At 56.1% G+C, this 21,020-nt stretch carries 17 protein-coding genes; 11 read left to right on the forward strand and 6 right to left on the reverse strand.

Annotated features, from left to right (window positions below):
- The first annotated feature begins 229 nt into the window (after nucleotides 1-229).
- From ACQKE4_RS09320 to ACQKE4_RS09350, 7 genes are all read left to right on the forward strand, one after another.
- Nucleotides 230-1,747 carry a carbohydrate porin gene (locus ACQKE4_RS09320; RefSeq protein ID WP_427388025.1) on the forward strand — a complete coding sequence of 506 codons (1,518 nt, stop codon included), beginning with the start codon at nucleotides 230-232 and terminating at the stop codon, nucleotides 1,745-1,747.
- A 94-nt stretch (nucleotides 1,748-1,841) separates the two neighbouring features.
- Entirely contained in the window at nucleotides 1,842-4,547 is a 2,706-nt protein-coding gene (gene malT / locus ACQKE4_RS09325) for an HTH-type transcriptional regulator MalT (RefSeq protein WP_427388026.1), read from the forward strand.
- Nucleotides 4,548-4,692: 145 nt separating this feature from the next.
- Nucleotides 4,693-6,387 carry an alpha-glucosidase gene (locus tag ACQKE4_RS09330; RefSeq protein WP_427388027.1) on the forward strand — a complete coding sequence of 565 codons (1,695 nt, stop codon included), beginning with the start codon at nucleotides 4,693-4,695 and terminating at the stop codon, nucleotides 6,385-6,387.
- Nucleotides 6,375-7,490 carry a sn-glycerol-3-phosphate ABC transporter ATP-binding protein UgpC gene (gene ugpC / locus ACQKE4_RS09335; protein WP_427388028.1) on the forward strand — a complete coding sequence of 372 codons (1,116 nt, stop codon included), beginning with the start codon at nucleotides 6,375-6,377 and terminating at the stop codon, nucleotides 7,488-7,490. Before ACQKE4_RS09330 ends, ugpC begins: the two co-directional genes overlap by 13 nt.
- Before the next feature lie 113 nt (nucleotides 7,491-7,603).
- Entirely contained in the window at nucleotides 7,604-8,128 is a 525-nt protein-coding gene (locus ACQKE4_RS09340; protein ID WP_427388029.1) for a DUF3455 domain-containing protein, read from the forward strand.
- A gap of 118 nt (nucleotides 8,129-8,246) precedes the next feature.
- Nucleotides 8,247-8,801, forward strand: coding sequence for a sigma-70 family RNA polymerase sigma factor (locus tag ACQKE4_RS09345; RefSeq protein ID WP_427388069.1), 555 nt, complete (start codon nucleotides 8,247-8,249; stop codon nucleotides 8,799-8,801).
- A complete protein-coding gene (locus ACQKE4_RS09350; RefSeq protein ID WP_427388030.1) occupies nucleotides 8,798-9,535 on the forward strand; it encodes an anti-sigma factor in 738 nt (245 codons plus the stop codon). Before ACQKE4_RS09345 ends, ACQKE4_RS09350 begins: the two co-directional genes overlap by 4 nt.
- A gap of 77 nt (nucleotides 9,536-9,612) precedes the next feature.
- Here ACQKE4_RS09350 and malG read toward each other — a convergent pair whose 3' ends face one another.
- Genes malG through malE form a run of 3 tightly spaced genes read right to left on the reverse strand, consistent with a single transcriptional unit; the run spans nucleotide 9,613 to nucleotide 13,318 of the window.
- Nucleotides 9,613-10,503 (reverse strand): maltose ABC transporter permease MalG, encoded by an 891-nt coding sequence (malG, locus tag ACQKE4_RS09355; RefSeq protein ID WP_427388031.1) that lies wholly within the window; start codon nucleotides 10,501-10,503, stop codon nucleotides 9,613-9,615.
- Nucleotides 10,504-10,513: 10 nt separating this feature from the next.
- A complete protein-coding gene (gene malF, locus ACQKE4_RS09360; RefSeq protein WP_427388032.1) occupies nucleotides 10,514-12,070 on the reverse strand; it encodes a maltose ABC transporter permease MalF in 1,557 nt (518 codons plus the stop codon).
- Between the two features lie 60 nt (nucleotides 12,071-12,130).
- Nucleotides 12,131-13,318, reverse strand: coding sequence for a maltose/maltodextrin ABC transporter substrate-binding protein MalE (gene malE, locus ACQKE4_RS09365; RefSeq protein ID WP_427388033.1), 1,188 nt, complete (start codon nucleotides 13,316-13,318; stop codon nucleotides 12,131-12,133).
- Between the two features lie 308 nt (nucleotides 13,319-13,626).
- Here malE and zwf point away from each other — a divergent pair, with 308 nt between their 5' ends.
- The 4 genes from zwf to ACQKE4_RS09385 all read left to right on the forward strand — a co-directional run bounded on the left by zwf (nucleotide 13,627) and on the right by ACQKE4_RS09385 (nucleotide 18,374).
- Nucleotides 13,627-15,132 (forward strand): glucose-6-phosphate dehydrogenase, encoded by a 1,506-nt coding sequence (gene zwf / locus ACQKE4_RS09370; RefSeq protein ID WP_427388034.1) that lies wholly within the window; start codon nucleotides 13,627-13,629, stop codon nucleotides 15,130-15,132.
- A gap of 1 nt (nucleotide 15,133) precedes the next feature.
- On the forward strand, nucleotides 15,134-15,799 hold the full coding sequence (gene pgl / locus ACQKE4_RS09375; RefSeq protein ID WP_427388035.1) for a 6-phosphogluconolactonase: 666 nt from the start codon (nucleotides 15,134-15,136) through the stop codon (nucleotides 15,797-15,799).
- Nucleotides 15,800-15,841: 42 nt separating this feature from the next.
- Nucleotides 15,842-16,504 (forward strand): bifunctional 4-hydroxy-2-oxoglutarate aldolase/2-dehydro-3-deoxy-phosphogluconate aldolase, encoded by a 663-nt coding sequence (locus tag ACQKE4_RS09380; RefSeq protein WP_427388036.1) that lies wholly within the window; start codon nucleotides 15,842-15,844, stop codon nucleotides 16,502-16,504.
- 274 nt (nucleotides 16,505-16,778) lie between these two features.
- Nucleotides 16,779-18,374, forward strand: a complete 1,596-nt coding sequence (locus ACQKE4_RS09385; RefSeq protein ID WP_427388037.1) for a solute:sodium symporter family transporter — start codon at nucleotides 16,779-16,781, stop codon at nucleotides 18,372-18,374.
- A 108-nt stretch (nucleotides 18,375-18,482) separates the two neighbouring features.
- Here the strand turns inward: ACQKE4_RS09385 and ACQKE4_RS09390 are convergent, their stop codons facing one another.
- Genes ACQKE4_RS09390 through ACQKE4_RS09400 form a run of 3 tightly spaced genes read right to left on the reverse strand, consistent with a single transcriptional unit; the run spans nucleotide 18,483 to nucleotide 21,017 of the window.
- On the reverse strand, nucleotides 18,483-19,379 hold the full coding sequence (locus ACQKE4_RS09390; protein WP_427388038.1) for an SMP-30/gluconolactonase/LRE family protein: 897 nt from the start codon (nucleotides 19,377-19,379) through the stop codon (nucleotides 18,483-18,485).
- 11 nt (nucleotides 19,380-19,390) lie between these two features.
- The gene (locus tag ACQKE4_RS09395; protein ID WP_427388039.1) at nucleotides 19,391-19,996 is read right to left on the reverse strand and encodes a 2-dehydro-3-deoxy-6-phosphogalactonate aldolase; all 606 of its coding nucleotides are present in this window, start codon (nucleotides 19,994-19,996) and stop codon (nucleotides 19,391-19,393) included.
- 22 nt (nucleotides 19,997-20,018) lie between these two features.
- Nucleotides 20,019-21,017, reverse strand: a complete 999-nt coding sequence (locus ACQKE4_RS09400; protein ID WP_427388041.1) for a 2-dehydro-3-deoxygalactonokinase — start codon at nucleotides 21,015-21,017, stop codon at nucleotides 20,019-20,021.
- Nucleotides 21,018-21,020: the final 3 nt, after the last annotated feature.

Consider the following 21,020-nt stretch of genomic DNA (forward strand, 5'->3'; position numbering starts at 1 on the left):
ACATTGGTCGTTAATTAGCAATTGGTGGTTGGTAATTACTCTCTTAATCGATTAAGTTTTGGCTACCTTTCCTTAAGCATCGTGGCGTTTAGCAGCAAAGCCACTACCCCCTGGGCGAACCGTGCAAGGGAAGTGTGATCGATTCGATCTTAATCGATTTAGATAAAAGCGCTTACGAGCAGGCGCTTATAAACAGCCGCTTGCCAATAACAATAGGGTATTCAAAACAATGCACAAAATGACATTTAAAACGCCGTTAGCAATTGCTATTGCCACCGCCAGCTTAGGGATAAGCGGTGTCGCTTCGGCACAGATGACCATGGAGCAGCGCTTTGCCGAGCTGGAAGCCCGCATCGAAGCAGCGGAACAGCGCGCCGATGACGCCGAGCGCCGTGCCGAAATTGCCGAGCAATCCCAGGCGACCGGCGTGGCTACAGAGAGCGACGCGGAGATTGAAGAGCGTCTGGCGCGCGTTGAGCGTCAAGCCAGTGGCGAAGAGGGTTTTTCGTTTAACGTCTATGCACGCTCCGGTTTGCTGTTAGGGGAAGATCGCAAAAGCATTGATGGTGGTCCATACGTAACCCCTGCAGGGCCTCTTGGCGGCGCTGTGGGCCGGTTAGGTAATGAGCCGGATACCTACACTGAAGCGATCCTTAACTATCGCATGCAACATGATAATGGCGCTAAAGCCCGCTACACCACGATGCTGGCAGCGGGAACCAACTCAAGCAACGATTGGGTAGGGGACGACACTAACCTAAACGTACGCCAAGCGTATGCTGAGTTTAGCGATCTGCCGAGCTTTACCGGCGCATTCGAAAACGCTTCGATCTGGGCAGGTAAACGCTTTGACCGCGATAACTTTGATATTCACTGGCTCGATAGCGACGTTGTTTTCCTCGCCGGTACCGGTGGTGGTGTCTACGATGTGCAGCTCGCTGACAACTGGAAATCCAACTTCTCTCTGTACGGCCGAAGCTTCAGCGACTACCCCGTGGTTAATCGGGAAAACCCTGGTCTAGATGGCAACAGCGACACGGATAACCTTATTCTTACCACTAATAATTACTTCGGTAATTGGCAGGTAATGGCCAACGCCATGTCGGCGGCCGACAACGATGAACGCGATATTGGCGTGGGCCAAACCGCCGCCGATAGCGGTTGGCACACCATGGTCGCGTACCACGGCGATAGCTTTTTCGGCATGGGCGAGGGTAACTTTAAAGCGGCTGTGCTACACGGTCAGGGCTTAGGTGCTGAGGTGAAAGGGCTCGGTAGCAGCGGTGATTTAACCGAAGACGCCACGGCGACAAGGCTGGCCGTTTACGGTACCACCTACCTTGCCCCACAGTGGCGTATTGCCCCTTCGGTACTGGCAGAAGTTAGCGATGATCGCTTTGCCGATGGAGACAGCTACACCTGGGCAACGCTTAATATTCGTCTAGCCAACGAAATTACCCAGAATTTTGAAATGCAGTATGAAGGTAGCTACCAATATATGGATCTTGATCCAAATGGCTTTAGTGGCCGTGAGGCAGTCAGTGGTAACTTCGGTAAATTCACTATCGCACCGACCTTTAAACCTGAAGTGGGTGGTTTCTGGAAACGTCCTGAAATTCGCCTGTTTGCTTCTTATACTGATTGGGACGCCGAGCTAAACGGCTATACGACAGAAGACTCTTTTGGTAACGATGGCTTTACCGGCGGTCAGTGGAGCTTCGGGCTGCAGTCAGAAATATGGTTCTAAACGATGCAAGTTGATTGATCCGTTACCTGTTTCTTCTCCAATGCATTTTGCCCGCGCTCTGTCGCGGGCTTTTTTATTCGTTTCAGGAGGGGGCATGTCACTGCTGCAGGAAAAGCTAAAAGCACCCTTGCTGCCGCTAGGCGTAGTAGCAAGGCCGCGGCTGAATGATTATTTCGCCTTAAATGAGCTCACTCGGTTGCTAATGGTGCAAGCACCCTCGGGCTATGGCAAAACCACGCTGCTCGCCGAACGGCTACCGGCTCTGGAGCAAGAGGCGGCCTGGCTCCGCCTTGATCCGCGCGATAATCAGCCCGAACGCTTTTTAAGCTACTGGCAAGCAGCCATTAATGCGCTACTGAAAGAGTCTGCGCCGCTATCACCGGTGGCTGCAGAGGCAGAGTGCGTTGAGCAATTGGAGCACTGGCTGGGCGAATTGCCTGAGCAGCGCTCGCCGTGTCGATTGGTGGTAGACGCGTTTGAGCATCTTACCCACCCCGATATTTTAGCGGGGCTTGCCCACTGGCTTCGCCACCAGCCCCCTTGGCTGACGCTTACGCTGACCAGCCGCTCGCGTCCTGGGTTAGGGCTAGCGAGTCTGCGCTTACGCGGTGAGCTGGAAGAGATTGACTTAAGCACTCTGGCCTTCGATAGCGAAGAAGCGCACACCCTCTGCGCTGAGCAGCTTAGCTTCCCGCCCACCCGGGTAAGCCTTGAGCGGGCGCTGCGTAGAAGCGGCGGCTGGGTAATGGCGCTTAACTGGCTGGTGGAGAGAACTACCACCCGAGCCGGGTTTGATGCGCTGGTCGAGCGATTATACGGCGGGCACCCCGACTTTGTGGCCTGGTTTGATGAGCTAATGGCAGAGGCATTGCCGCTCAACGAGCGCGAGCTGATGCTGCAGCTAGGGGTGCTAGAGCGTTTCTCCCCTGAACTAATGGCCCGCCTGCTGGAAGGGGAGCGATTAACCCAGCGGCTTGAAGCCTTTGAGCAAGCGGGGCTATTTATTGAACGACCAGACCCGCATGCTCAGTGGTACCGCTTTCAACGGCTGTTTGGTGAGTACCTCCGACATCGCCGTCATGAGCTTAGTTTGGCCACCCAACGAGTACTCCACCAGCGCGCAAGCCAGGCATGGCTTGCCTTGAACGATCCGATAATGGCTCTGCGCCAGGCGATACTCGCCGAGGCACCCGATGACGTGGCAAGCCTACTGACCACCCAAGGGCCCGCCTTGCTGGCAAGCGGTGCCTATGCACTTTTGGCCAAGGGTTTCGCACTGCTCGGTGAGCCACGGCTCTCTATCAGTCCGGAGCATACACTGCTCTATGGCTGGGTCTCCCATGCTCAGTTTCAGTTTGATATTGCCGCACGCGTGATTGGCTGGATTGAAGCGCAGTTGCACGCGCCAGAGTGGCAGCTGCTTAGCGCTGAATTCGCGACGCTGCGCGCTCAGTTGGCGATTAATCAAGGCAACGCCGAGCGCGCCGCACCGCTGGCCGAGCAAGCGCTAGCCGTGCCCGCCCGCTATTTAGCTTCCACGCCGCTGACTGCCACCGCTATCTTGAGCGAGGCGCGCTTTGTGCTGGGCTATTTGGAAGAGTCGCTGCAGCGGGTGCGCGAGGTAGAGCGCCAGGCCCGCCAGCGTGACGATCACCAACTGCTGCTCTGGTCGTTTTGTCATCAGTCGGAGACGTTGGTGGCGCAGGGGCGCCTACAGGCCGCCTACGATATTCAGGAGCGTGCCTTTGCGCATTTGGAGCGTGCCGAGCTCGAACATCTGCCTGTGGCGGAGTTTCTGTATCGCATTCGCAGCCAGGTGCTGTGGGAGTGGCACCGGCTGGACGAAGCCGAGCAGGCTGCGCTGAAAGGGATCGCCGTGCTGGATAATCAGGGTGAGCGCTGGACACTTCAGTGCCATATCCAGCTCGCCAAAGTCGCCCAAAGCCGCGGCGACCAGGCTCAGTGCGCTGACCACATTCGGCGGCTGCGTAAAATCCTTGCCGAAGGCGATTACCATATCGACTGGGTCGCCAATGCCCACGCCACCCTGCTGGCCTGGTGGCACTCCACCCAGGACTTAGATGCGGTAGAGCGCTGGCGCCAGGAAGCGCCGGTCCCCATCACCGAAGGGGCCACCAACCACTTTTCCCAGTGCAATGTGCGCAACCACGCCCGGGCGCTCACGCTGCTGGGGCGCTTTGATGAAGCCTGCACACTATTAGAGGCCCTTGAAGTGCACACCCAGCGCTTGGGGCTGGTCACGGATGCGAACCGTAACCAGCTCTGCTTAGCCGCAGCGGCGTGGCATGCAGGAAGAGAGGAGCATGCCTGCCAGCATATGCATCAAGCGCTGAGCTTGGCTTCCCGCACCGCCCTAGTGGGCAGCTTTCTGCGTTTGGGCAAACCGCTAGGGGAGTTGCTGAATAGGTTGCTCAACAGCGGCACCTTGGATGCCTTAGAGCAGGCCAGGGCAGAGCGTTTGTTGGCGCTGGCAGGCCGCCAGAAAGATTTTGGCAGTGCCCGACGCTTAATGCTGGATGAAACGGTGATCGCCGATATTGTCGCCCGGCCCGATGTGCCCGAGCTGATCCGCACCTCGCCGCTCACCCGCCGGGAGTGGCAAATCCTGGGACTAATTCACGCTGGGCTTTCAAATGAGCAGATCGCCGAGCAGCTGTCGGTGGCGCCTACCACCATCAAAACCCATATCCGCAGTCTCTATCAAAAGCAGAATATTCGACGCCGCGACGAAGCGATTGCCCTGGCGGGGCAGTTGCTGGCGCATATTCAGGGGGAATAAGTCGATAGACGGGCTACTCCTAACGCCTACGCCCAGCGTCACCCTGGGGGGAGGATTTTATCTTGTGAGTAACCCTGCATCATGCCAAGTAATCAGCAAAAACTATGTCAAGAACTGTGACAAGAACTATGGCAAGGACAAAACAATGATGCAGACACCCTCTACTTCCCACTACGTTGGCAGCCAAGGGGCTGACTGGTGGCGCGGCGCCGTGATTTATCAAATCTACCCGCGCAGCTTTATGGACAGCAACGGCGACGGCATTGGCGACTTAAAAGGCGTGATCGATAAGCTCGATTACATCGCCTCGCTTAACGTCGATGCGATTTGGCTGTCGCCGTTCTTCACCTCGCCGATGAAAGACTTCGGCTACGACATCAGCAACTATCGCGATGTTGATCCGATGTTTGGCACCCTTGAGGATTTCGACCGTTTGGTCGAGGGTGCCCATGCCAGAGGGCTAAAAGTTACCATCGATCAAGTCATGTCGCACACCGCCGACCAGCATGCCTGGTTCGAAGAGAGTCGCCAAAGTCGCGATAACCCCAAAGCCGACTGGTACGTTTGGGCCGACCCTAAGCCCGATGGCGCGCCGCCCACTAACTGGCAATCTGTATTTGGTGGCAGCGCTTGGCAGTGGGACACCCGCCGCTGCCAGTACTATCTACATAACTTCCTGGCTAGCCAGCCGGATTTAAATTTCCGTACGCCTGTGGTGGTCGATGCCATGCTGGAGGAAGTGCGCTTTTGGTTAGAACGGGGCGTAGATGGCTTCCGGCTGGATGCGGTGAACTTCTGCACCCACGGCGAGCTAAAAGATAACCCGCCGCGCCAGGAGATGACCGAAAGCTTTTTAGGCGTTCGCCCCGACAACCCCTATGGCTACCAGCTTCACCAATACGATAAAACCCAGCCGGAGAACCTGGTGTTTCTGGAGCGGCTGCGCGGGCTGTTGGATGAGTATCCCGGTACCACCAGCGTGGGCGAGGTGGGCGACGACGACGCCTTGGGCGTGATGGCAGAGTACTCCCAGGGCGGTAAGCGGCTGCACATGTGCTACTCGTTCAACCTGCTCACCGACAAATCCGACCCCGGTTACTTGCACAAAACATTAACCGAAATGGAAGCGCGTATTGGCGATGGCTGGCCCTGCTGGGCGCTAGGCAACCACGACGTGACGCGGCTGGCAACTCGCTGGCAGGCGGAAGGGCAACTGGAAAAGCTGCGCCTCTATATGGTGTTTCTACTCACCCAGCGCGGTAGCGTATGCCTTTATCAAGGTGAAGAGTTGGGGCTGCCCGAAGCTCAGCTGACGTTTGAACAGTTGGTTGACCCTGCGGGTATTACCTTCTGGCCTGCCTATAAAGGCCGAGACGGCTGCCGAACGCCGCACCCCTGGCAGGCGGACGCTCGTCACGCGGGCTTTAGCAGCGCCACGCCCTGGCTACCGGTGCCTGACACTCACGCTAGCCTCGCCGTTGACCAGCAAGATAACGATACTGATTCATTGCTCAATGCCTATCGTGATTTTTTAGCCTTCCGCCGTACTCAGCCTGCGTTGGTGAAGGGTGATGTGCGCTATCACCCTGTTCGTGACGATGTGCTCTGTCTTGAGCGCACCTACCAGCAAACACGTTTACTGATTGTATTGAATTTTAGCGGCCAAACGGTCACCCGTTCGTTACCTGAAGGCGCTGAAGCCATCGCCGATGCCCCCGCGTGGCTAACAGGTGAGTGGCAGGGCAGCCAACTGCCGCTTCCGCAACTCTCCCTTCCGCCTTATGGCGTGGCCATTGCCCGCTGCTCCCAGCTTGAGGAGAACGCACCATGGGACGCCTAACGTTAAGTGGTATCGGTAAATCTTTTGATGGCGTGGAAATCTCGCGGGATATCGATCTCACCATCGAAGACGGCGAGTTTGTCGTCTTTGTTGGCCCCTCCGGCTGCGGAAAGTCCACGCTGCTGCGCATGATTGCCGGGCTTGAAGATATCAGCGAAGGGGATATGCAGCTGGATGGCCAGCGGATCAACGAGATTCCGCCCCAGGAGCGGGATATCGGCATGGTGTTCCAATCCTACGCCCTCTACCCGCATATGAGCGTGGCCGAGAATATGGCCTTCGGCCTGAAGCTGGCCCGCACCGACAAAGCGGAAATTCGCCGCCGCGTTCAACACGCCGCTGAGATGCTGCATCTCACCGAGCTATTGGAGCGTAAGCCCAAAGACCTCTCCGGCGGCCAGCGCCAGCGGGTAGCCATTGGTCGCACGCTGGTCAAAGAGCCTGCCGTGTTTCTGTTCGACGAGCCGCTCTCTAACCTGGATGCCGCGCTGCGGGTGGATATGCGGGTGCAGATCGCTGCGCTGCATAAACGCTTAAACGCCACGATGATCTACGTTACCCACGACCAAGTGGAGGCGATGACGCTGGCTGACCGCATTGTGCTGCTTTCCCGGGGAAGAATCGCCCAGGTAGGCGCGCCGCTCTCGCTTTATCACTTTCCCAAAACCTTAGAGGTAGCGGAGTTTATCGGCTCGCCGCGCATCAATACCTTCCCGGTCACGGTAGTTGACCCGGGTGAGCGCCAAACGGTGGTGCGTTTGCCTAATGGGGAGACACTGACGGTGGCGGTCAATGGCAAGCACCTCCATTCCGGTGATGGCGCCACTTTGGGATTGCGGGCGGAAGATTTTGTATCGCTTGAACAGGCAGAGGCTCGGCTGACAGCGAGATTAATGGTGGCGGAAAAGCTGGGTTACGAAACCCTGGCGCATCTGCAGGTGAACGGCATCGACGCTACCTTAACTCAGCGTTTGGATGGCTTAACGCAACTAACCGAAGATCAAACGATCGACTTGGGCTTAGCGGGCCAGCATTGCCATCTTTTTGACCTTAAGGGGAATGCCTGCCCGCGGCAGGTGGTGGTCGATGGGGTAAGCCAATAATCGATCTTTTGATTATTTTTCAATAAAAGTGCATCCAATACGTCTCCTCGCGGGTAATCCCTATACAGGCGCTATTTAAGGCGGCTGATAAAAAACCTTTTAGGAGACTGAAAATGACCATCCAACCTCTTACGCGTGCAGCACTTGCCGCTACCTTGATTGCATCCTTCAGTCACGTCGCGCTGGCAGACATGACGCCCGCGGAAGTCCAGGTGCCGGACGGCAACACCGTCGCTCTCGAAACCGTGGGCGTTGGCGCTATTACCTACATGTGCGAAACCCAGGACGACGGCAACATGGGCTGGGTATTCAAAGGCCCCCACGCTGCGCTTAACGACAGCGAAGGCGCACAGGTAGGAAGCTACTACGGCCCGCCAGCCACCTGGGAAGCGTTGGATGGCTCAAAAATTACCGGCACTCAGCTAGCCACGGCCGCTAATGGTGATGGCAACATTCCACTTCAATTGGTGGAAGCCAACCCGGCTGAAGGCGAAGGCGCCATGAGCGGTGTTAGCTACATTCAGCGCCTCAACACCCAGGGTGGCGTTGCCCCGAACGTGGCCTGCGATATGGATCACGACGGAGCCACCGCGGTAGTGACCTACCAGGCGGACTATATCTTCTGGGCTGCTGAATAAGTCGACTGGAATGTTAATTCCGCTGGGGGCTCGTTTGTCGAGTCCCCAGCGGCTATGCTGTCTCTGAGAACGACGACTGGCGTCGGTGCCGTCACCAGGGAGCTGAGGTTTGACTGACGTGTCTTCAGAATTTGATCATGCTGCGGCATTAGCCAACTGTGCCCGCGGCGAGCATGACGCCTTGCACCAACTCTATGTTCATGAGGGTGCCAGACTATTAGGCGTCGTCATAAGAATCGTCAAAGATCGTGGTATGGCCGAAGATATTGTCCACGATGCTTGTCTTAATATTTGGCAGCGTGCCGATAGTTTTGATCCCGCCAAAGGGTCCGCGCGAACGTGGATATTTAGCGTGGCGCGTCACCTGGCACTGAACGCTATCCGTTATCGCGACCGTGAAGTCACTTTTGATAGTCACGATCCCACCGAATTAGATCTCGATGAACATTTTCAGCACGCCTCCGTTGCCGATGAAACCTTCGATTGGCAAACCGGCCAGCGGATGGATAGCTGTTTGGAAGAGCTTGAGCCGGAGCGGCGTAACTGCGTACTCCACGCCTATGTTGATGGCCTTAGCCACGCGGAAATTGCTGCGCATACCGGCGCGCCGCTGGGAACCGTAAAAGCCTGGATCAAACGCAGTCTGCTGCGCCTACGGGAGTGTATGGCATGAGCCACCCCAGTCAGCACGAACACGAAGACGACCATACTTTAGCGGGTGAATACGTGCTGGGTACGCTGTCGTTAGAGCAGCGTAAGGCGCTAGAGGCCCGGCTACCTAACGAGCCTGAATTGCAACAAGCCGTGATGGCTTGGGAAGAGCGTTTCTTGCCCTATACCGCTATCACCGAACCGGTAACGCCTTCTGACTATTTATGGCCGCGTATTGAGCGCAGCCTAGCGTCACGGGAAACGCTTGCTAAGCGTGCTCGACCTGCTACTGCCGTGCCGCAAAGGCCTCGGCGTATGCTGCACAGTCTGCCGCTTTGGCGTGGCGCTGCCGGGTTTGGCTTAGCGGCGGCGCTGGTGATGGGAGTGATGCTGGCCAACGTTACCGATGAGCCGGCAACCCCTGAATACATGGTGGTGCTGTTAGCCCCGCAAACCCAATCAGCCGGGTGGGTGGTGCAGGCGGCTAACCGCCAGGAAATCCAGTTGATTCCCCTCGGCACCTTTGAAGTGCCAGAAGGTAAAGCGCTGGAGTTCTGGACTAAAGCCGATGATTGGCAAGCGCCGGTATCGCTAGGCCTGGTCGAACCTGGGCAGCCGTTGCGCCTGCGTTTAGACCAGTTGCCGCCCCTGGAGGACAATCAGCTTTTCGAGTTAACCCTGGAAGATGAAACTGGCTCACCCACCGGACTGCCCACCGGGCCTATCGAGTTTATCGGCCGTGCGGTCGAGATTTAGCGGGTAAAGAAATGGCGCTAATCAAGATTAGCGCCGAAGTGGGCTGTACAAGCGAGTCAATCGCCACAAGCCAGTGGTCAGCCTTTCACTCCGCCCGCAGTTAAACCGCCAATAATCCAGCGCTGGCAGATCAAGAACGCTATGGTAATGGGCAGTCCTGAAAGCACCGCAGCAGCGGCAAAATTTCCCCAGCGCTGATTGTGGTCGGCCAGGTATTGCTGAGCGCCTACTGCCAAAGTTAGCTTGTGCTCATCGACCAGCAGCACCGAGGCCATGGGGTACTCCATGATGCTCATCACAAACGCAAGGATGAAGACTACCATCAAGATGGGTATCGATAACGGTAGCAAGATATAGCGAAACGCCTGCCAGGTGCTTGCGCCGTCCACCATCGCCGCTTCTTCCAACGAGCCATCAATCGACTCAAAGTAGCCCTTGATCGTCCATATATGCAGTGCCACCGCACCAAGCGAGGCGACAATTAGCGCGCCGTGGGTATTTATGCCCAACCAGCCCACAAACTGTCCTAGCCGGTCGAATAGGGCGTAGAGCGCCACCAGCGAGAGCACTGCTGGGAACATCTGAAAAATCAGCATGCCTTTTAGCAGCGGCTCCTTGCCTTTAAAGCGCATGCGGGCAAAGGCGTAGGCGCTGGTGGTTGCTAACATAAGAATTAATACCGATGACACGACTGCTACTTTGATGGAGTTCCATAGCCACAGCAGTACCGGAAAGGGTGGCTGGACGATGCTACCGTCCGGGCGCTCCCAGGGAATGCCCAGCGCCAGTGACCAGTGCTCCAACGAGAAGCGCTCGGGAATCAGGCTGCCAGAGGCAAAGTTGCCCTCACGAAACGAAATTGAGATGACCAACAGCAGCGGAAACACGATCAATGAAACAAAACCGATCAGCGCAAGATGGGCTGCTATTCGACGCATGCCAATGGAGCGGGGTTGAACCATCGCCATCGTAAACCTCCTAAACCTTAACCTTGGAAAGGCGCAAATTAAGCAGCGACATGCCCGCCACCAATAAGAAAATAAGCGTGGCGATGGCAGCTGCCAGACCGAAGTTCTGCCCGGCATCCTGAAAAGCGATGCGGTAGGTATAACTGACTAACAGGTCGGTGGTGCCCGCCGGAGTACTCGCGCCAAGAATATCCGGATTGCCTCCCGTGAGCAGCGCAATCAGTACAAAGTTATTGAAGTTAAAAGCAAATGCAGCAATCAATAACGGCGTTAGCGGTTTGATAATCAGCGGCAGGGTAATCTTGAAAAGGTTGGTCAGCGGGCCGCCGCCGTCGACTGCGGAGGCTTCATAGAGATCCTGGGGAATGGCCTGGATGAGCCCCATGCACAGTAGCAACATATAGGGGTAGCCTAACCAGGTGTTGACGATCAGCAGCATGGCGCGTGCCAACCATGGGTCAGTAAACCACTCTGGACGAACGCCAAACAGCGTATCCAAAATCATATTCACTTCACCGAAGTGCTGATTAAACATGCCCTTGAAAATCAAAATCGAGATAAACGCAGGGACGGCGTAGGGCAGTATCAGCAGCGTTCGATAAATGGCTTTGCCTTTGAGCTGATTCCACTGCAAGAGTGACGCCAGTACAAAGCCAACCGCCAGGGTAAAGACCACCGTTAGTGCAGCGAAAACAAACGTCCATACAAAAATCTGCATGAACGGCCCGCGAATATCAGGGTCGGTAAAAATCTGTGTGTAGTTGGTGAAGCCCACGTTAACGGGCCAGCCGGGCGTGATTCGCTCGCCGTTATCGGCCACAAAGAAGCCAATGCTGTGGTCGGGGGTTAATAGCCGTTCGTCACGGCGGTCGTAGAGCGAGCCATCGTCACGGGCTTCAAAGCGGTCTAGCATGGGGGCGAACTGACGAATGCCCGCCATACGCAGTTCCGTGCCGTCGGGGGTGAGTAATCGCAGCCCCTGTAACGCACTCCTTGCCTGAATAAGTTCACGCATGGGCAAAGCGTCATGAGTGGGGGCAGCGCTGGCTGCTTGCAGGCCAACTCGGCGTGTTTCTTGATTGGCCAGATTGAGCGGGGACGATACAAAACGCTGTGTGCCACTCTCAAGCAACACACGTGTTAGTTCACCTTCACGGTAGAGCGTTAAATCAAACGCCGCGTCGTCCTCCTGGTAGGTTTGGCTTAACAGCTGGCTACGCACGCGCTCTTCAGAGAGAAGGTTGCTAGAGCTGTAGTTACTAAAACTAATGCCAATGGTGTAGAGCAGCGGGAAAATTACAAACACACCAAGCCCGGCGACCGCTGGAAAAATATAGCGATGGCTCATCAGCGTACGCTTGGTAAACACCACGCCCAGAGAGCCCCCCAAGACTAAAAAAAGCAGCGCAAACATCCACTGACCATTCAGGTGAAAAGCCAACACCAACCAGAAGAGAGCGATGAGCATTAAGGCAATGACACCACGCATGGCCCAGCGGGTGTAGCGTTCGGTGAAGTGGCGGGAGCGGTGGCGCGGAAGGCCACGAGACGCATTGGTGGTATACATAATGACTTCCTGCAGGCTGGCCGACGGCATGCGCCGCCAGCCAGAAAGGACATAAAAGGGCTACTGGCGCATACGACGTGCGGCGGCATCCAGCGCTTCCTGGGGGGACTGGCGCCCACTGCCGATGTTTTGCAGCGCGGGCTCCATGGCTGCCCAGAAGGCGCCCATTTCAGGAATGTTCGGCATCGGCATACCGACTTCAGCGTTCTCGAGGGTGGCCGCGATGTTGGGGTTATCGGCCAGTTCCGCCTGATAGTCGATATGCGCTACCGCGCCCAGCGAGCCATCGCTGTTGAACGTACGCATACCCTCTTCGCTGAGCAGGTAGTTTTCCAAAAACTCGACCGCTAAAAAGTCGTTGGGCGTGGCGGAGTTAATCATCGCGGTCATTACGCCGAACATCGGTTTGGCGCGCTCATCGCCCACCCTGGGCAGTAGCGCAACGCCGTAATCAATGCCACTGCGTTCCAGGTTGGGCCATGCCCAGGGGCCGCTGATCATGGTGGCGACTTCGCCGCGGTTGAAGCGGGTATCCATCAGGTTGTAGTCGGTGCCGCGGGGCAGTACGCCACTCTCGATAAGCTCGACCAGCTGCTCAGCCCCTTGCAGCGCACCTGCATTGTTAACCCCGATGTCACTCACATCAAAACCGCTATCGGTCTGCTTAAACGGGTAGCCACCGTTGGCGGCTAATAACGTCCAGCCGTAATAAGGTTCGCTGTAATCAAACAGAATGGCTTTTTTGCCTTCTGGGGCCAGCGTGGCGTCTAACGCCATCAGCTCAGCAAAGCTCTCTGGCGGCGTGTCTACCAATGCCTTGTTGTAAATAAGGCCGAGAGACTCAACCGAGATCGGGTAGCCGTAGGTGTCGCCACTCCATAAGGCAGCTTCCCAGGTGAAATCAAAAAAGCTGTTTCGAAAACTTGCGCTGGGAGAGACGGGGGCTAATAAGCCGCTTTGAGCCCATTCCCCCATTCGGTCATGGGCCCAAATCACAATATCCGGCCCTTGGCCACTACCCGCCGCCTGTTGAAAACGGTCGGTCAGGTTGTCCGGGAAGACCACCTCAACTTCGATGCCCGTCTCTTCAAGAAACTGATCGGCCAGCAGCTGAATGCCTTCCTGGCCCTTGTTGTCGCCCATCCAGATGGTTAAGCGGTCATCTTCGAACGCGAAGGCTGGTAGGGTAGCGCTGGCAGCCAGAGTGGCTGTGAGTAACGGCCTGATAAAGTAGCGTAGCGTTGCCATCGAGTAATAACCTCGTTGTTGTTGTGGTCATTTTGGTGTTGTGGTCATTTATTTATCAACTTCCGCAGAGTGGCCAATTATGCGCAAGGTCACCTCATCCTTAGGGGGCGTAGCAGTGGCGTATATCAAGGGCGTAGAGTAAAAGTGGAAGGAAGAGGTTTGATGCGAGGCGCTGAGTGCGTAGATAGAGCAGAATTCGTGGTTGTTTTGTAGTAAAATTACACGAATTATTGCGTACAATACCCGTATTACGGTAAATTTTAGGTAATCTAACTACATTAGATGCCTAATTATAAACAGGAGTGACGATGAGCCAGTCCACTGCTTCCCAAGGTGCACCGCTGGGCGATCCGAATCACGCTATTGATTTAGCGCTGTTTGGGGCGCTGGGTGATCTTGCCATGCGCAAGCTATTTCCTGCCTTATACCATCTTGATCGCGAAGGCTTGATGCCCGAAAGCACGCGTATTATGGGGCTGGCCCGTCATGAGCACGACGTTGCGTCATTTCGCAAAATGGTTAACGAGGCGCTGCAAAAACGGCTGAAAAGCAGCGAGCAGGATAAGCAGAGTATCGAGCGCTTTCTCGCCCGCTTGGATTACTTAAAACTCGATTTTTCAAGCGTTGAGGGTTATGACGCTATTCGTCAGTGGCGCAAAGGCTCACCGCGTCCCATGGTGGTCTATCTTTCCGTTGGTGCGTCTATTTATGGCGATATCTGCCGCCATCTGCAGGCCAGTAAAAGCCTGGACGATGAGGCCCGCGTGGTGGTTGAGAAACCCATCGGCTATGACCTGCACTCCTCGGTTGAAATTAACGACGCCATCGGTCAAGTGTTCCCTGAATCGCGGATTTACCGTATTGACCACTATTTGGGCAAAGAGACCGTACAAAACCTGATTGCCCTGCGTTTTGCCAACCCGCTGTTTGGCACCCAGTGGAATCAGAGCAACATCTCCCATGTGGAAATTACCGTTGCTGAAAAAGTAGGCATCGAAGGGCGTTGGGGATATTTCGATCAAGCGGGCCAACTGCGGGACATGGTGCAAAACCACCTGCTGCAGCTGCTGTGCTTAATCGCCATGGATCCGCCCTCTAACCTGGATGCCGACGCCATCCGCGATGAGAAGGTCAAGGTGCTTAAAGCACTTAAACCGTTTGTGGGTGAAGCACTTGGGCGTGATGTAGTACGTGGCCAATATATCGCCGGTACTAGCGATGGCCAGTCGGTGCCGGGTTACCTGGAAGAAGAGGGTGCCAACACCCAGAGCCAGACCGAAACCTTCGTGGCCATGAAAACCGAAGTGGCTAACTGGCGCTGGGCAGGCGTGCCGTTCTACCTGCGCACCGGTAAACGCATGCCGGAGAAGCTCTCGCAGATCGTCATTCACTTCCGTCAGCAGCCCCACTATATCTTCGACCCGGATCAGCGCGGCATCGCTTCGAATAAACTGATTATTCGCCTGCAGCCGGAAGAGGGCATCGCCCTGCAAGTGCTGACCAAAGATAGTGGCCTGGATAAAGGCATGCGCCTGCGTCCCGGTCCGCTGCATTTGGACTTTAACAGTGCGTTTCCCAAATCGCGGATACCCGATGCCTACGAACGCCTGCTGCTGGAAGTCATGAAAGGCCAGCAGTACCTGTTCGTGCGTCGCGATGAAATCGAACACGCCTGGCGCTGGTGCGACCAACTTATTGATGGTTGGAAACAGCGTGACACGCCGCCGCGCCGCTACCCGGCGGGCTCTTGGGGCCCGGTCGCTTCCATTGCCATGATTACCCAGGATGGCCGCAGCTGGTACGAGGATTATTAATATGAGCCAAGCACGTCAACAGCTTGCTGAGCAGCTTGCCGAAGCCGTTTTTCAGGCGCTACACGAAGACTTAAACCACCAGGAACGCGCGCTCCTGGTGGTCTCTGGTGGCTCAACGCCGGTGCCTTTTTTTAAGGCGCTGGCGGCTAAGTCGCTGCCCTGGGAGCGGGTAGAGGTAACGCTTGCGGACGAACGCTGGGTCGATGAGCAGAGCAGTGACAGCAATGCCAAGTTAGTACGTGAGCACCTGCTACAGGGCGAGGCATCGGCGGCTACATTTATACCGTTAACTTGCAGTGCGGCGACACCTGAAGAGGGTGTCGATGAAGTCACCAAGCAGGTGGAGTCGCTGGCGTGGCCTGCCAGCGTGGTGATTCTAGGTATGGGCGGCGACGGCCACACGGCGTCACTGTTCCCCGACAGCCCTGAGCTAACGCTGGCGCTGGCGACTGATGAGCTATTAGTAGCCGTAAGAACCCCTAGCCAGCCGCAGCCCCGGATTACCTTTTCCGCTGACCGCCTGCATCAGGCGCGGCGGCATATTCTGCATATTACCGGCGATGACAAACGCGCCGTATTGGCCAAGGCACTCAACGGCGACGACGTTCGTCAGCTGCCTATTCGTGCCTTTTTAACCTGCCCGTTGGCAATTTACTGGGCGCCTTGACTAACTGCCTTAGCCAATAACAATTTGCTTGGAGACTCACTAATGACTATCGACAAACAGTTACCTTCTACGCGCACTGCAGAGCTGGATAGCATCTGCTTGAAAGCCGAGGTGATTCCGGTCATCACTATCGAGCGTTTGGAAGATGCGGTACCGCTAGGCCGCGCCCTGGTAGAGGGTGGCTTAACCGTTTTGGAAGTGACCCTGCGCACCGACTGCGCGCTAGAAGCAGTGAAGCGTATGCGTGAAGCGTTGCCCGGTGCCAGCATTGGCGTGGGCACGGTGCTGACGCCGGCGCAGTACCGTCAGGCCGAGCAGGTTGGCGCTGACTTTGTGGTAACACCCGGCGCAACCGAAGCCCTCTATCGTTACGGCGTTGAAAGCCCGGTGCCCATGCTGCCGGGGGTCTCGACGGTTTCTGAACTAATGACCGGCTGGCAGTACGGCTACCGTCGATTCAAGTTCTTCCCTGCGGAATCCAGCGGTGGTGCCAAAGCGATCAAGGCGTTTGGCGCGCCGATTCCTGAAGCCCGCTTCTGTCCCACAGGTGGCATTACGGTAGACAACGCAGACACCTATCTCTCACTGCCTAACGTGATGTGTGTGGGCGGTTCCTGGTTAACCCCCAAGGCGATGGTAGAAGCGGAAGATTGGGAGGGTATTCGCGAGCTGGCGCGCCAAGCCGCCGAGCGTTTTCATCACTGAAAAAACCACCGTTAATTGAACATTAAGTAGTAAGTGCCAGCCCTAGTTACGGTTTTTAAACGCCTTGTTTAAGAACATAACTAGGGTTTTTTATAGCGAAAATTTCTCATTCGCGTATCTTAGCCGGCTGCATAAGACCAAAGGCTTATTACAGGCTTATATTCAGCTCGTCTAAAATGGCTGTTCAATATGTCTGACATTTTATGCATCGCGCATCTATTACATGCGTGCCACCGATAACGATTAACTTGCAGCGATTAAGAGGTGAGTCAATATGCACGCGTTGACCCTGGCGTCATTTCTATTTTTTACAGGGCTGGTCGCCTTTATCACTTGGCGCATCACCCGCCGAGATGACCACTCAAGCACCAGCGGCTACTTTCTTGCAGGGCGAACGCTTACCTTCCCGTTGATTGCTGGCTCTCTGCTGATGACCAACCTCTCCACCGAGCAAATGGTGGGCCTCAATGGGGCGGCCTTTTCTGATGGCTTAAGCGTAATGGCCTGGGAAGTGGTTGCGGTTATTGCGCTAGTAGCGTTGGCGCTGTTCTTCCTGCCGCGGTTTTTGAAAAGTGGTATTGCCACACTGCCGCAACTGCTTGAAATTCGTTTCGATAAAACGACTCAGCTCATCACGAACATTATCTTTCTGCTCGCCTATGCGGTGATTCTGCTGCCGATCATCCTCTATTCAGGAGCCATCGGCCTGCAGGGAATGCTCGATCTACAGGGATTAACCGGCATTGAGTCGTCTACCAAGCTACTGTGGCTAACGGTGTGGATCGTCGGCATTATCGGTGCGGTGTATGCCCTGTTTGGCGGGCTGCGCACGGTAGCGGTCTCGGATACGCTTAACGGCGTCGGGCTGCTGATCGGTGGCTTTGTGATCGTCTATTTCGGCCTGCAGGCAGTGAGCGGCGGCACGGGTATCATGGAGGGCTGGAGCATCCTCAAAGAGAGCGACCCGGATAAACTTAATTCGATTGGCGGTTCTGATCAGCAGGTGCCGTTCTTTACCCTGTTTACCGGCGTTTTCTTAATCAACCTGTTCTACTGGAGCACCAACCAGCAGATTATTCAGCGCACCTTTGCGGCTAAGAACCTCGCCGAAGGCCAAAAGGGCGTTCTGTTGACCGGTCTCTTCAAACTGCTGGGCCCACTCTATCTCGTGCTACCGGGGATTATTGCCTATCACCTCTATGCTGATCAGGGCGTGCGCGCCGATGAAGCTTACGGCCACTTGGTGTTTAACGTACTGCCGCCCTATTTAACCGGATTTTTCGCTGCCGTTATGGTCGGTGCAATTCTGTCGTCGTTTAACTCAGCGCTTAACAGCACCACAACGATTTTCAGCCTGGGTATCTATAAAGGGGTGCTGAACAAAGAGGCAACCGAAGAGCAGGTGGTTAAGTCAGGTAAAGTGTTTGGCTGGATCATGGCCATTCTCACCATGATTATTGCGCCACTGCTGGCTGGTCAGGAGAGCCTGTTTGGTTACCTGCAGAAGATGAACGCGATTTACTTTATTCCGATTCTTGCCGTGGTGCTGGTCGGGCTGCTAACCAAACGTGTTCCGCCGATGGCGGCTAAAATTGCCCTGGTGGGCGGCTGCTTGTTGATTGCCGCCGGTTACTTTGTGCCACCCTTTACGCTGCTGCCGCAGATCATGCACGAGTTCCACTTCGTGGCGCTAGTGTTTGTGTTGCTGGTCGTTATGATGCTGATCATTGGCAAACTGCGCCCAAGGGAAACCGACTGGGTTCAGCAGGATAGTGGCGATGTGGATCTCACCCCCTGGAAAGGCGCGGTGCCTGCCGGTATCGTGTTGGTGGTGTTAGTGATTGTGATGTATATAAGCTTCGCTGGCTGATGACTCACCATTTTCGCTAATGGGTGAGGCTGTAACAGAAAGGCCCCGCTAGTATCTGCTAGCGGGGCCTTTTGCTGGGAGGTTCTTGGGAGAGGGGGTGTGAAAGCGTTATGCGAAACGAAGCGGTGGCTCAGCTAATCCTGCGATGCCGGTTTCGACCACATAAAGCGAGCCTGCAGTGGGCTCTTGAGCAAGCTGTTCAGCACTGAATCCCTCTTGTGCCGTGGTGATATACAGCGTTTTCAGATCAGGGCCTGCAAATGCGGGGCACGAGGGTTGGCTGACCGGTAGCTTGACGCGGCCAATGATCTGGCCATTGTTATCCAAACGCACAACCTGACCGGCGCCCCAGAGTGCTAACCAGAGGCAGCCTTCGCTATCGACGACGGCGCCATCGGGGTTACCTAATGTCGTGGAGAAATCTGCCCAGGGCTGCGGCTCACCTTTGGGCCAGCCTTCGCTATCGAGCGTCCAGCGCATTACCACGCCGGTAGCGGTATCGGTGAACCAGGCAAACTCGCCATCTTCAGAAAAACAGATGGCATTGGGAATAGTCAGGCCTGAGCGCAAAAGAGTGAGCTTGCCGCGATGCAGGCGGTAAAGGCTGCCAGCGCCTTTTTCGGCTTTTTTACCCATGGTGGAGAGCCACAAGCTGCCATGGCGATCAATACGGGCGTCATTGCTACGGGTAATCGGGTTGTCGGCTTCGAAATCGCAGAACCTTTCAACAGCAGCATTAACAGGATCGAAGCGGCTGAGGCGATCTTCACCGACGAGTAGCAGGCCGCCCCCTTCCAGCGGTGCGGCGAGGGATACCATGTGATCAAGCGGATAGTGGCCGCTTTCGCTGCTGGCTGGGGATAACCAGTGCAGCTGCTGTTCGAGAATATTGCACCAGTAAAGGCGCTGGTTTTTGGCGTCCCACTGGGGGCCTTCACCCAGCATACAGCGACAATCGACCACTAACTCGGCCTGCCACGTTGAAACACTTATGTCTTTTGTCATGCTTGTTCTCCTTATTGTTCTCCTGCTAACCAGGCATCGACAAGGGCGTGAGCCTGTTTCCCCACCTGAGAAGCACTTTGGCCAGGTTTATATAATGCACTGCCAAGGCCTGCGCCATCGACACCCGCTGCGCGCCACTCGGCGAAGTTATCGACCCCAACGCCTCCCACAGCGTACAGCAGCGTTCCTTCGGGAAGCACAGCACGCACGGCTTTCATGCCCTCTAGACCTACCTGCACCGCGGGGAAGAGTTTAAGCCCGGTGGCCCCCGCATCAAGCGCATCAAAGGCCTCTGAAGGTGTCACAATACCAGGCCAGCTCGCCATGCCGAGTCTATGCGTCTCTTCAATCACCGCAGGCCGGCAGTTGGGAGAAACGATTAAGCGCCCTCCAGCAGCGTGAACTTCACGCACCTGGGCCGGAGTGAGCACCGTACCTGCTCCAATGACCGCGCGCTCGCCAAATGCCTCGACCAAGCGGCGGATGCTCTCCAGTGGGTTGGGTGAGTTAAGAGGTACCTCAATCTGGGTGATACCTGCGGCCAGCACCGCTTCCGCGACATCCACGGCCTCATCAGGCGTTACACCGCGTAAAATACCAATCAGTGGCAGAGACATAGCCAATTTCTCCAAGCTTAATTTATTTTAACGCGTGATGGGCGAGGCGCAGGCCCGCTAAGACGGCGGTGTCGCCATCCACATGTTGTGTCTGATAGCCGATTGCATTGAGCGCCAGCGTATAGCGCTGGCTAAGCGCCCGGTTGCCAATCAGCATGATGGGCTTATCGTTGGGGCACTCACGGCAGGCACCAGCAAGCTCAAGGCCAATGGCGAGCCCAGAGAGCCTGGCCGCCAGCACGGCCCCACGCGTATCGCCCGCAGGTAGCCGGCCATCGAGTAAATCCTGGGCGCGCAGGCCAAATAGGCGGCTACTAAAGCTTTCCGGTGCTGCATTAATCTCGCGGACTGCCGAAGTAAAGGCTTCACGGCAAGCTGCATCGCTAAGACCATCCCTCGCTGCTGAGGGCGTAGAAACGGAGTGCTTCAGCACCGACTGACTGGCGAGCAGTTGGTAAAGCTCGCCAGTCAGGTAGGTCGAAAACCCGCTAACCGCGCCCGCTTCCAGGGTTGCCCATTTGGCGTGAGTGCCCGGCAGGCAGGCGAGGCCAGTAAAATCTGGCGAGTCAGCGACGAGTCCTGCCAGTTGGGTCTCTTCACCGCGCATCACATCAAAGTGAGTTGCAGTACCGCGGGTTTGGCTTAAACCAGGCAGCAGGTAAACATCTAGCCGGTCACCCGTCAGCGTTGGTGTCACAGCGCCTTGGCTAAGCTGGTCAAGCCGCGTGGGTACCGGCAAATAGGCGGCTTCCAGCCAGCCCTGGCGGGCGCCTGCCATGCCGCACACCATCACCTTAGTCTTGCCGCTGGCGGGTAGCCAGTCGCCCACCAGTCGCAGCAGCTCGGTTTCGTACTCGTCGGCCTTTAGAAACAGCATGCCCTTGTCGCTACTGGCTTGGGCAAGCACCTGGTCGTGTTGATCCAGCCCCCAGGCACGCAGATTGCTGGAGCCCCAGTCAACGGCAATCCAGGTCAGTTGGTCTGCAATGTCGGGTGTTTCACTCATCTCGGTTGATCCCATGGC

Source organism: Halomonas sp. NPDC076908 (assembly GCF_050269715.1).
Taxonomy (GTDB): domain Bacteria; phylum Pseudomonadota; class Gammaproteobacteria; order Pseudomonadales; family Halomonadaceae; genus Vreelandella.

Excerpts from the sequence above, each read along its gene's own strand:
- ACQKE4_RS09320 (WP_427388025.1), top strand. The coding sequence starts at position 230 with ATGCACAAAATGACATTTAAAACGCCGTTAGCAATTGCTATTGCCACC.
- malT (WP_427388026.1), top strand. The coding sequence starts at position 1,842 with ATGTCACTGCTGCAGGAAAAGCTAAAAGCACCCTTGCTGCCGCTAGGC.
- ACQKE4_RS09330 (WP_427388027.1), top strand. The coding sequence starts at position 4,693 with ATGATGCAGACACCCTCTACTTCCCACTACGTTGGCAGCCAAGGGGCT.
- ugpC (WP_427388028.1), top strand. The coding sequence starts at position 6,375 with ATGGGACGCCTAACGTTAAGTGGTATCGGTAAATCTTTTGATGGCGTG.
- ACQKE4_RS09340 (WP_427388029.1), top strand. The coding sequence starts at position 7,604 with ATGACCATCCAACCTCTTACGCGTGCAGCACTTGCCGCTACCTTGATT.
- ACQKE4_RS09350 (WP_427388030.1), top strand. The coding sequence starts at position 8,798 with ATGAGCCACCCCAGTCAGCACGAACACGAAGACGACCATACTTTAGCG.
- malG (WP_427388031.1), bottom strand. The coding sequence starts at position 10,503 with ATGGCGATGGTTCAACCCCGCTCCATTGGCATGCGTCGAATAGCAGCC.
- malF (WP_427388032.1), bottom strand. The coding sequence starts at position 12,070 with ATGTATACCACCAATGCGTCTCGTGGCCTTCCGCGCCACCGCTCCCGC.
- malE (WP_427388033.1), bottom strand. The coding sequence starts at position 13,318 with ATGGCAACGCTACGCTACTTTATCAGGCCGTTACTCACAGCCACTCTG.
- zwf (WP_427388034.1), top strand. The coding sequence starts at position 13,627 with ATGAGCCAGTCCACTGCTTCCCAAGGTGCACCGCTGGGCGATCCGAAT.
- pgl (WP_427388035.1), top strand. The coding sequence starts at position 15,134 with ATGAGCCAAGCACGTCAACAGCTTGCTGAGCAGCTTGCCGAAGCCGTT.
- ACQKE4_RS09380 (WP_427388036.1), top strand. The coding sequence starts at position 15,842 with ATGACTATCGACAAACAGTTACCTTCTACGCGCACTGCAGAGCTGGAT.
- ACQKE4_RS09385 (WP_427388037.1), top strand. The coding sequence starts at position 16,779 with ATGCACGCGTTGACCCTGGCGTCATTTCTATTTTTTACAGGGCTGGTC.
- ACQKE4_RS09390 (WP_427388038.1), bottom strand. The coding sequence starts at position 19,379 with ATGACAAAAGACATAAGTGTTTCAACGTGGCAGGCCGAGTTAGTGGTC.
- ACQKE4_RS09395 (WP_427388039.1), bottom strand. The coding sequence starts at position 19,996 with ATGTCTCTGCCACTGATTGGTATTTTACGCGGTGTAACGCCTGATGAG.
- ACQKE4_RS09400 (WP_427388041.1), bottom strand. The coding sequence starts at position 21,017 with ATGGGATCAACCGAGATGAGTGAAACACCCGACATTGCAGACCAACTG.